This is a genomic window from Okeania hirsuta (assembly GCF_003838195.1).
GTDB lineage: Bacteria > Cyanobacteriota > Cyanobacteriia > Cyanobacteriales > Microcoleaceae > Okeania > Okeania hirsuta.
In genome coordinates this window covers 1-12223 of record NZ_RCBY01000093.1, presented here as the reverse complement: position 1 = coordinate 12223, position 12223 = coordinate 1, and the positions used below count along the sequence as shown (strand labels likewise).

Below are 12223 nucleotides of genomic sequence, written 5' to 3'. Positions count from 1 at the left end.
TAGGAGGGAGAAAGTTTTTTGATTGCGCTTTCCATTCAATGCAGGCATAAAATGCTGGAATATCCCCTGATAATTCCTACTTTCTTCCTACTGACTCCCAACTCCTGACTCCTAAATTATTTAGCCCAACGATTTTGACTTTGTTCTAGATGTTCTAATAATTCTTGTTTATTCAAAGAAGGTTTTTTACATATCAAACCTTGGCAAACTAACCCTACAGAATTTTTTGGTAAATCTGCTTCAACTTTATAAATAGTAGTAGAAAAATACTCAGTAATTAAACTAGAAATTTCTGCTTGAGAAGTTCTAACTAAAGTTTGGTTTCTATACCATTCAAGAGCAATAAATAAACTCGGACAAGCTTGAGGAGATTTTTTCATTATGCTGCTAAAAGCTGTTAAAGCTGACTCAGCTTGGTCGAGATAATATAATTCTTCAGTTAGCAAAGATAGACGTACTAAATTAGCAACTGCTATGCCATTTGCCGCCGGAGTTGCATTATCAATATAGTTTCGTTCTCGTAATATTAATTCTCCACTAACGTCGCTTGGTGAATTGTAATAACCTGATGCTTCTAAACTCCATAAAAATTCATCAAATTCATCTTGTAATTTTACTGCTGTGTCTAGCCAAAAATTAGTATTTGATGAATTAATAGAAGCTTGTTGTAAGTCTAGCAAAGCTTTAATAAATAAAGCATAGTCTTCTGACTGCGCCATTACTGCAGGTTTACCTTCATAATTTAATCGATGAAAACGTCCGTTAACCCACTGATTTTTGATGATGAAATTAGCAGCATTAATGGCTAATTCTAGATATTCTGAATTGTTAAATACTGTGGCTGCTCGTGCCAACCCTGAAATCATTAAACTATTCCAAGCAACAATCATTTTAGTGTCTGTTACTGCCGGAATTCTAGCAGGCCAGTTATTATTTTTTGCTTCTTGGTTGTTGGTTGCTGCGGGGAAAGTTTTTACAGAAAAAGGTTTGGCTCCATACCGTAATTCAAACAGTTTAGATAAAGAATTTTCTACAGCTTCACTTAACTCTCCTACTTGCTTTCTTTGCAAGACAATTTTTCCCTCGAAATTGCCACTAGATACTATGAAAAATTGTTCTGATAGTTCAGATAATTCTTCTGAGGTTAATAAATTTTCTAATTCTTGATAATTCCAAATATAGAAAGCACCTTCTTCCGGTTCAGCTTCATCTGGAGTGGTAAAACTATCAGCATCTTGGGAAGCATAAAAAAATCCGTCTGGTGCAGTCATTTCTCGTTTTAGCCAATTTATTGTGCCAATAATTCCTCGTTTAAAAGCTGGTTCTTGATGTCCTGCACTCCATAAATTAGCCAAATATTCAACAATTTGACCGTTATCGTAGAGCATTTTTTCAAAGTGGGGAACTGTCCAAGTTGCATCTACTGTATAACGATGAAAACCTCCGGCAACATGGTCATAAATTCCTCCTAATGACAAATGTAATCCTCGTTGTAAACAAATTTGATTACCATCATATTCAGATTCAAAATTAAATCTTGTTCCTTGTAATGCTGCTTGTCCATAAGGTATCATCGGAAAACTTTGTTGAGAGTAGCGATCGCTAATAATTGCAGTACTAACTTCTAAACCTTTTTGCAGTATTTCTTGGCTTAAATCTTCTGCTTCTGGTAATAAAACTGATTTTCTTAATCCCTCCAACATTTCGGATTTTAAATCGTTAAGTTTATTTTTTTCAATGTCATAAAATCCCCTAATTTTTTGTAAAACTTCTAAAAATCCTGGTCGTCCATAACGAGGTTCAACAGGGAAATAAGTTCCACCAACAAAAGGTGTTAAATCATCAGGAGTTAAGAATATATTTAACGGCCAACCACCCTGTCCAGTTAACATTTGTAATGCCTGCATATAGATACTATCTACATCAGGTCGTTCTTCTCGATCTACTTTTATTGGTAAAAATTTTTCATTCAAATATTGGGCGATTTTTTCATCAGAAAAAGCTTCCCCTTCCATAACGGTACACCAGTGACAACTTGAATAACCAATTGATAGAAAAATTGGCTTATCTTCTCGCCGTGCAGTTTCTAAAGCTTCTTCACTCCACGGCCACCAATCTACAGGATTTTCTGCGTGTTTGCGGAGATAAAGACTTTGAGATTTAGCTAAACGATTGGTCATTTTTTCTTACTCCCTAGTTATTGTTAATATTGTCAATTATTCTGGTACTTTGAAAAGTAAATGATTAACATTTCCGCAGATTATAACGTATTTATGAATTTTAGGGCTTGATTTGTAAGAATTCAGCTATTAGCAGTCAGCACTTCAGCAATTAGTAATTATTCATTACTTCTCAGGTTTGGCAAGGGGACCCATGACATTCAACAATTAATAATTAATTATTAATTATTAATATAGCAATATGATTTGAGTTGTGAGACATTGAAAACTTTTAGGGAACAGGTAAAAGGGAACAGAGAAGAAGAAAAAAACGTATCATATAAATATAATAATTGCTATATTCTATACTTTTAAGGAACATCTCAATTCTCACAACTGATTCCTGATTGCTATAATTAACAATTACCTCTCCTTGAAAAGAAGAGGATTGACTCAAAGGAACAATTTTTCTTCTCTTGGTCGATTGGATATGGCGAGGTCTCTTCGCTATCCCTCGACCGCTTGTTTCTCCTTTAAAGGAGAGGCTTTAAACCTTAATTATTCGGTAAATTTTTATTATTTCTCAATTTCAAAGGTTGCTTTTACGCAGACCCAAAATTAATTGCTGTTTGCTTAGTAATGAATAATTAGTTCGTAAGTATTCAGCTATTAGCGTTCAGCTCTCAGCTTTTTAATAAATAGACTTATTGCAGAAGTCATGGGATAGGAAATAAAGGGATTAAATTGTTTATTTAATCTCTTGAATTGATTTAATTAATTTTTACAAGAGATATAATTAAGTAAGCATTTGTTTGACTTTGACTACATTTTAAACCCATAAATTTGAAGTACAAGAACGACTAGCTTGCGTTAAAGATAATTAAGCTGATAGCTGATAGCTGACCGCTGAATGCTTACATTAGTTCTAAGGTTTTCTTTTGGGACTTTGGCAGTAAATTTTTATTCTTTTTCAACTTCAAACGTTGCTTTTACGCAGACCCAAAATTAATAGCTGATAGCTCATAGCTGACGGCTGTTTGCGCAGCAGTCCGCAGGAAATGCTTACATCTAAATTTTGAATAAAGCCAAAAATTTATCGCTTTTAGGGAAAAGGGAATAGAGAAAAGAGAATAGGAAAAAAGTATTTTTGCAAATATTGAGATACACCCGTTTATTGTCGATCAAGAAGGTAGATAAAAAATAATTTATTCACATTTTTTTCTCTTATTCAATAATTAATTATGAATAATCAATTGCCACTTATATCGTAAGCATTCAGCTATTAGCGGTCAGCTTTTTAATAGACATCTCCTCCATACATAGGGAGTAGGGGGAAAGAATCGATAATTGCTGTGGGATAATTGATTTTATTTTTTATGATTAGAGATGTGCATTCATTTAATTTCTACTACATTCTCAACCAGATATTCGTACTCTGAAGCTTTGATAAAATTGCTTTTTTCTCCTTTAAAGGTAATAAAGCTGATAGCTGATAGCTGACTGCTTACCTTATACCTAAAAGGAAGAGGATTAGTATAGCAAAATAAATTATCATTTTCTTTGTGGGTTTAATACCCCACCGTCTACACGGTGTTCAAAATTACTTGGGGTTAGAATCCCCATGTAATTTTCCTCCTGTCTCCTGTCTCCTGTCTCCTGTCTCCTTCTTCAATGATTTTTTTGTTTTTTATATAAGAGTAATCCAACCTTAACTATATATTAGTAATAGTAATTTATATTTATATTGGCTCTCAAAAATTATCAAGATGTCATGCCAATTACCAAAAGCAATGCGATACTTGTGTAACACTTCAATTATTAAGTAAATAATACGAGCCAAATCACCTTTTTGATGATTATTAGTTAGTTAATACTAATTATTATGATGTTTACTTCTCCCACACTCCTCTACTCCCTCTCCTGGGAGGGGTTAGGGGTGGGTCCCATTCTCAATAAAATGTAGAAGAGTTTTTGAGAAATGGTATAAATATTTTTACTTCCAATTTTTTCCTTCCTCAAGAATTTATGAATTACTCAAGAAGAGACTTCCATAAAATTGCTATCCAATTTTCTTTAGGAGCGGGAATAGCTCCAATTTTATCAAAATATCTAAATCTCAACTTGTCAGAAAATTTATTAGAGAATAAAGTCAAAGAATTTTTTGCTTATCTCGACCCAGAGATTGATTTATTAATTCCTACATACTTGGGAAATGACCAAAGAAGATTCTATGGTCGTGGTACACCAGATAATTTTAAAGTTCTAGATAAGTTTAAATTAGGAACAGGTGTAACTTATGTAGGTAAAACTAGAAAAGTATGGAGTGGAGCTGGATGGACAGGGCAACCCACTATTACTAAAGATAGAGGAAAAACTTATTTAGTTATTGGTAGTTACGATCATCTTTTGCGCAAAATAGATGTCGCGAATAATCAGGAAGTTTGGCAATATAAATTTGATGATGTGATTAAAGGTTCAAGTACGGTTTATATTGATGAAACTGCGAATGAAGAGAATCGTATTGTGATTTTACAAGGCAGTAGAACTGGGAGAGCAAAAAAAGGAATTGCCCCTAGTTTTCGTGCTATTTCTTTTAGAACAGGGAAAGAAATTTGGCAACTAGATATTAGAAAAACTCGCAGTTATAGTCGCGATAATGATAGTTCTGCTTTGCCATTAGGAAATAATTTGATTTTCAATGCTGGGGAAAATGCTATTGGTTATTTTATTAATAGTTCTGTCAGTAAAGCTAAAATAAAATCTTCTATTCTGCAGCCAGAAGTATTATCCGAAATTAAACTTTATGTAGATAGTGATGTTAGAAGACAAGGGGGAAATATTGTCTCTGAATCATCTCCCGCTAGATTGGGTAATAGAATTTTTTTAGCAGCAGGTTCCGGACATATTTATGGTATTGATATAGAGAGTAAAAAGATAGTTTGGGATTTTTATACAGGTTCAGATTTAGATGGTACTGTTGCTATTTCTAAAACTGGTAAATTATTTTGTGCGATTGAAAAACAATTTATTCCTGGAAATGGTGGGGTGGTGAAATTAAACCCTAATAAAAAAAATCAGGAAAGTGTAGAATGGTTTTTGCCTACAGGTAACATTAAATTTAATAGTTGGTTAGGAGGTATTATTGGGTCGGTAGCGTTGAATGATGAATATAATAATTATGGTGAATTTCCGGCTTTATTTGCTACTAATGCTATTGATGGATATCTATATATTGGTTCCCAAGATTTAACTACAGGAAATCAACTTAAAGGACCTTTGAAAAAGTTTAGTTATGATACCCCTCTAATCCTGTTTAAGCAGAAAATTGGTCCTTCAATTTCAACGCCAATTTTTACTGATGGAAATAAATTGGTAACTGCTGGATATAATGGGGTTTATATATTTAATTTGAATTGGGAATTTGCGAAACCTGACGAGGAAAATGTTTTACCTAATGCTCAAGGAGAATTTTTCCGTTTAATAGTAGAAGAAGCTGGCAAATTTACGGGTAAAGTTTCTTTTGAATCTACTCCTATTGTATGGGATGGAATTATTAGAATTTGTGGTCGGGATGGTTGGTTATATAGTTTTGGTTAAAATTCAGGAAGAGGGAAAAAGTCAAAGATAAGCAGTTTCCAACTTTCCGGAGGTAAAAAATTTGTTCTGGACATCAGGGAGAATCCCCACAGAATTTGTTCGTGGCCAATGATGGCGACAATCCCGACACCAGTAGTCGCAGTGTCCTGTTGTCATGTTTGTACTTTTGCATTTTGGACACTCTAATTTTTGAAATATAGTAATGTGCGCTGGCATATTTACAAATTACAAGAGGTGTCCAATAGCTAAAAGTCTTATATTATAGGTTTTTTATTCCCCCTTCCGGAGCTGTTGCCTGTTGCCTGTTGCCTGTTGCCTGTTGCCTGCGCACAGCGCTATACTTTATAGCTCATCTTCGTTTATATGAATTTTGGTATGTGGGCAATAATCAAAATTTTTTTTTCAGAAAAGATTCAATCGTTCCGAGATCAAGGCAATGATTATTGACATAACGTATAATACTTTTATCTTTATTGCCCGACGGAATTCCCTAATCTATTGGTATCATTTCGGTTGTTTTCAACCTTATTTTCCAGCCTTCCAATATAACAAGAAATTTTCCAGATCCAAAACATCACACCTGTGAAACTGGTAATCGTGCCGATAGTTATCACTGTCTGTGGAGCCATTTCTTTTAACTGTCATTGAAAACTCAATGGCTGAGATTCCTAACAGTCCAAGATTCCTACAAATTAAAGCGATTAAAATTGGTGCAATTCAAGCTAAAAAAAGTTTTCTTTTGGCTTTAGTGATAAAAAAACTTTCTCCTTCTGTTCTCTTTTCTTCCCTCCTGACTCGTGTACGTCGCCAATCCGACGGCTCCCCTACCTGACTTCTTACTCCTCCGTCGTTTATTTATAACTGTTCAACCAGACATGATATAAATGTAGATTTACCAGAGATTACAAACACAGAAAAAGTTAAAGGATTTAAAACTTTAATTGCTTTCAAAGTAATTAGCCTTGCCCTTAGAAGATTATGGCCAATGCTCAAAAAGGCTAATTGTACTAATTAAGCGATCTCTACAATTGTCCCAAAAGATTTAGGATATAAGTAAAATTGGCGTTGCTGAGTGGTAATGATTTTGAGATTAACTTTGGGCGCAAAACATCAGTTTTTCAATTTTACCTTCAGCTAATAGACATCTCCAAGAATCAAAAATCAATATCTATATCCCAAAGAAATTATCAATTATTTACCCCTACTGCCTACTCCCTATGTGTGGAGTAGATGTCTAATTAGGGTTTGCTGAAAAAGTCTTATGGGTGAGGGTAGGAGACAGGAGACAGGAGACAGGAGACAGGAGGAACGGGGAATTTTAGAGGAGATAGTCGTAAAAATTGTAAGAGTGATTTTTCTGCCATTTTTGTCCCAAAATACTAGCTTTTTGAGCTTTTTGAGCTGAAAAGCTGGCACTTTTTTAGACCAAAAAATGCTAAAACCAATATCAGTCAATGCTTTGATATTTAATCAGCAAGCCCTAATTATCATTACATTTAAGCAACGCCGTAAAATTTTGTTTCCTAAACTTACCAGAGTGAAAATTGGAATCAACAAGTATTTCCTTTAATGGTTGATATGCGGGAATTATTGCATAGAAAAGGAATTTATCTCCTAAATTTTATTTTTTTTTAATCCTTCTATGAAATCATCAGAAGCGATCGCTATCTCATCTGCTCGTGTTATCGTACTAATAATTTCTCCACTGCTAGCAACAATAATAGAAATAGTATTATCCTCACCAGTAATGATCGCTAGCGAGGAAAATGTCAACCCTTCTCTTAGCTCAATGAGATCGATATCATCTTCAAAATCTAATATTCCATTGTTTCCTGTATCTACGGTCAACCGAAATACATCTTCCCCTCTTAAAATTATCTTGCTATAATCAATCCGGGGATTTAAACCCAAGCTAATAGCTGAAAACTTTTAGCTGACACCTAGTTAATAACGATCGCTTGAAAAAATCAACCCCCTGCGATGCTAAGGCTTTAATATAAAATCCGGTTATACAGTTATTGCACTCTCTACTTCCATTCAACGCAGACATAAAATGCCGGAATATCCACAGATAATTCCCACTCTCATCCTGACTTTCTCCTGATTCAGTCCTGCTGACTCGGTCTCCCTGAATCATACGATAACTAATTATCCGGATACTATATAAACTCAATTTTTCGATAATGTAGTGGGGAACAGGCAACAGGCAACAGACAACAGGCAACAGTGGGAAAAGCATTTCTGGCATCTTACGGTTCATCATCAATCTATGTCAAACACCAACTCGTTCTTTGCTATATAGTTTAATTTGCCAACAAAACAAAGGATAGCCAACAATGCCCGATCGCTCTCTTTGGATTACAGGGCCAACTCTTAGCGGTAAGACAAGTCGGTTAATAGAACAATTTTGTATAAGAGGCCAAAATCTGAAGTCTCCCCTAAATGAAATTGTTAGGCCAGAAAATTCCGAAAATATTTTAGACGATCGCCCAAATATACCAGACTTTCTGCATACTTCGCCCAAGATACTAATATTGGCGGCTAATGCAAATAATCGACTTGACTTGATGGACAGAATTTCCGAGGCTACATTAGAACAATACCCATATCATTCAACTACACCATTAGGTTTTTTTGAAGATGAAGTCAACTTATTCTGGCCATTGCTAATCGAATCCTTGGACTTAAAGGCACAATTTCCATTACGACTACGGCCCGAAACAGAACAGGAACTTGCTGGCAGAGTTTGGCGTCCTCACATAAAGAAAGGATTATTGCAACAGCCAGGAGTAACTAGAGAGCGGATGATACGCCGAACTCTTGACCTATTTCAATTGGCTGCTTTCAGTTGCACGCCTATAGAAGAGACCGCAATGATTTTACAACAGGGATTTGAGCAAGTAGATTCAGGGGAATTCTATGCCAATATAGTAGAATTGCTGCAACAGTGGCGACATTGGTGTTTACAAAAAGGCTTGCTAACTTATGGTATCATCACAGAGTTATACTGGCGGTATCTACTACCAAATCCTAATTATCAGCAATATCTAATTGACCGTTATCCATTTTTGTTGGCAGATGATGTGGATGAATATCCAGCGATCGCTAGTCATTTATGCAACTTTCTCTTAGATAATGGAACTTTAGGCGTTTTTACTTATAATCCTGATGGTGGTATTAGATTAGGTCTGGGAGCTGACCCCAAATATTTAGCAGAACTGCAGAAACGCTGTCAAATTGAAGTATTAGACACTGAACAAAATTTAGCTACAGAAATAGGAGAACCTATTGTTGAATTAGTCCTGGATACTTATAGTCTTAATTCTTCTATTTTCCAACTTCCGGCTTTTTTACAATTAATTCAGACTAGATCGCGGGCGGCTTTGTTACGAAAAACGGCAGAGGCGATCGTTAAAGATATAAAATTGGGTATAGTAGAACCTCAAGAAGTAGCAATAATAGCTCCTGGTTTAGATGCCATTGCTCGTTATAGTTTGATTTCAATTCTCCATCATGCTGGAATTGCTGTAGACTCACTCAAAGACCAACGTCCTCTAATTAGCTATCCCACGATCCGAGCATTGTTGAGTCTTTTAACTTTGGTTTATCGTGGGTTGGGACGTTTAGTAGACCGTGATGCAGTGGCAGAAATGTTGGTTGTATTAAGTCAAAGGTCTATTGGCAAAGCTGAAAAACAAACAGATGGTCAAGAAAATTTACAGAGGACTAATGATATAGATCCAGTGCGCGCAGGTTTGTTAGCAGATCACTGCTTTTATCCAGATCTTACACATCCACACTTGCTGCCAATACAAGCTTTTTCTCGATGGGATAGAGTCGGGTATCAAGCAACTCGTGTTTATAATCAAATTTTGGAATGGATAGAAGAACAGCGGTCGCAACAACAACAACGTCAACTGCCTAACCCGATATTTTTGTTAGACAGAGCAATTCAGAAATTCTTTATGTCTAGCTATCTTTCTTTTACTGAGTTAGCAGCACTACGAGAGTTGATGGAAACCGCTACCCACTATTGGGAAGTAGAGCGCAGACTGCAACAAAGTTCAAAATTTTCGGTAACAACCGCTATTACCAACGACTCAGTGGAAGAAGACTTATCATCTAGTACAGTAGAAAAATTTATCCAATTTTTACGCAAAGGAGTTGTTAGTGCAAATCCTTTTCCCGTGAGGACAATTGGTTATTCTCCCCCAGCAATTACTTTGGCAACAGTTTTTCAATATCGAGCTAGTCGTAGATGTCATAGATGGCAGTTTTGGTTAGATATAGGCTCCCCTCTGTGGTTAAGTGGAGGTACTGCTACTCTCTATGGAGCGCCATTATTTTTGCAAAGTCAGTTAGGAAATTCTTGGACTATTGAAGATACGCAAAAATTCGATCGGGAAAGACTGCGAAGAATTTTGTTAGATTTGTTAAGTCGTGTAGGTTCTCCTGTAGATTATGGCAACAATAGTTCAGCTAATGAGTCAAATGAATATCGGATTTACCTTTGTCATAGCGATTTAGCTGTTAATGGACAGGAACAAACCGGGCCACTTTTACCCTTGGTCTACAATTCTATATCTAATACTGCTTAGTTGGACAATTTACAATAAATGCCTATTGTAATTATTGGTCAAATTGAGGACCAATGAAAAATAAATGATTTTATTACTATAAAAAAAAGTATTTGTCAATAAAAATCACAAACTAATTAAAGATAATTTTTAGAAGGAGAAAAATAATGGGAACAGGATTAACACCTGTAAATATGCAAATAGTTATAAGGGAAATAAATGGTTTTCCCATACGAGGTTTTATTAGTGATAATGGTGACTTTGTACCATTACAGCCAGTACCATCACCAACCCCGACAGAAACACCCACACCCACACCCACACCCACACCAACTCCAACAGAAACACCTACACCCACACCCACACCAACCCCAACAGAAACACCCACACCCACACCCACACCCACACCAACCCCAACAGAAACACCCACACCCACACCAGAACCAACACCAACACCAGAACCAGAACCAACCCCACCACCAACAGAAGTTATCGAAGTTAGAGCTGATAATGGCGAGCTAATTGGTTTAATTGTTAACGGCGTGTTTCAGGCATTACCCACACCAACACCAACACCAACCCCACCACCAACTGCTTCGCCAGTACCACCACCACAACCAATAGCTGTCGATGACGAAGTGACAACTAACCAGAGTCAAACCGTTAGTTTTAATGTCCTCGAAAATGACATCGACCCTTCAGGTAATTCAATATTTGTTAGTAATTTTAGCTTACCTACCAATGGTTCATTACTAGAAAATGGTACAGGAACTTTCACTTATACCCCCAGACAATTTTTTATTGGAACAGATAGTTTTAGTTATTCTGTAAGCAATGGTACTAGCAGTTCTCTGGCAACAGTTAACATCAGTGTTCTTAGTGAAGGAGCGCCCATCAGAGTTGAGGGAGTATTCCGAGGCACCCCCAATAATGAATTTTTAATTGGTAGCGACCAAGTAGATGTCATATTTGGAGCGGTGGGTGATGATACTATTATTGGTCAAGGTGGTAATGATGAAATTAGAGGAGATGAAAATAATGATACTCTCAATGGCAGTCGAGGTAATGATACAGTTGTAGGAAACCAAGGAAATGATAACGCCCGTGGTGGTAAAGATGACGACCTGATTTTAGGAGAGGAGGGTAATGATATATTATTTGGCGATCGCGGAAATGATACAGTTAGTGGAGGAGATGGTCGAGATACTATTTATGGCGGTAGAGATAATGATAGTGTTTCTGGTGATGCAGGAGATGATGAGGTATTTGGTGACAGAGGAGATGATGCTGTCTTTGGTGGAGATGGTAACGATAATGTTCTTGGTGGTGAGGGGAACGACTTTGTTAGCGGTGGCGCTGGGGAGGACTTTGTTAGTGGTGGTCTAGGTAATGATCGCTTATTTGGAGACCCTGGCAGCGATACTATTTTTGGTGATGAAGGCAATGACGAAGTATCTGGCGGTTTCGGCAACGACTCAATATTTGGAGGTTCAGGAGCAGACCTGCTCAGTGGTGATGGGGATAATGATACGGTAGACGGTGGAGATGGTAACGACCAAGTTCAAGGAAATATTGGTAACGACTTTCTAATAGGGGGTTCAGGTACAGATACTCTGATTGGTAATGAGGGTAGCGATACATTTTTCATTAGTCCTGAAAATGGCGGTCCTGAAATTTTCGAGGCAGATGTTATTTCTGACTTCAATGGTAATGCTGACCTAATTCGTTTAGGAGGAGGTCTTGGGTTTGATGACTTAGTTATTTTCCAAAGTCCCAGTGGTACAGGTCGTGATACTATTATTCAGAATGGTTCTGATGGTCCATTTTTGGCAATATTAGTAGGAGTTGACAGTAATACTATTAATGCTGGTAATTTCATTGGTTCTGGTG

At 36.5% G+C, this 12223-nt stretch carries 7 protein-coding genes; 4 read left to right on the top strand and 3 right to left on the bottom strand.

Annotated features, from left to right (window positions below; all coding sequences use genetic code 11):
* Positions 1-116: 116 nt before the first annotated feature.
* Positions 117-2180, bottom strand: coding sequence for a thioredoxin domain-containing protein (locus D5R40_RS16510; protein ID WP_124154923.1), 2064 nt, complete (start codon positions 2178-2180; stop codon positions 117-119).
* Between the two features lie 2004 nt (positions 2181-4184).
* Between D5R40_RS16510 and D5R40_RS16505 the strand changes: the two genes are divergently transcribed.
* A complete protein-coding gene (locus D5R40_RS16505) occupies positions 4185-5756 on the top strand; it encodes a PQQ-binding-like beta-propeller repeat protein (protein WP_124144591.1) in 1572 nt (523 codons plus the stop codon).
* Positions 5757-7017: 1261 nt separating this feature from the next.
* On the top strand, positions 7018-7161 hold the full coding sequence (locus D5R40_RS35380) for a hypothetical protein (RefSeq protein ID WP_161564471.1): 144 nt from the start codon (positions 7018-7020) through the stop codon (positions 7159-7161).
* Between the two features lie 209 nt (positions 7162-7370).
* Here the strand turns inward: D5R40_RS35380 and D5R40_RS16500 are convergent, their stop codons facing one another.
* Entirely contained in the window at positions 7371-7667 is a 297-nt protein-coding gene (locus D5R40_RS16500) for a hypothetical protein (protein ID WP_124144590.1), read from the bottom strand.
* Between the two features lies 1 nt (position 7668).
* On the bottom strand, positions 7669-8019 hold the full coding sequence (locus D5R40_RS16495; protein ID WP_124144589.1) for a hypothetical protein: 351 nt from the start codon (positions 8017-8019) through the stop codon (positions 7669-7671).
* A gap of 73 nt (positions 8020-8092) precedes the next feature.
* Between D5R40_RS16495 and D5R40_RS16490 the strand changes: the two genes are divergently transcribed.
* Positions 8093-10354 carry a recombinase family protein gene (locus D5R40_RS16490; RefSeq protein WP_124144588.1) on the top strand — a complete coding sequence of 754 codons (2262 nt, stop codon included), beginning with the start codon at positions 8093-8095 and terminating at the stop codon, positions 10352-10354.
* A 146-nt stretch (positions 10355-10500) separates the two neighbouring features.
* The coding region (locus tag D5R40_RS16485; protein WP_134239620.1) for an Ig-like domain-containing protein at positions 10501-12223 on the top strand (1723 nt) is incomplete at its 3' end.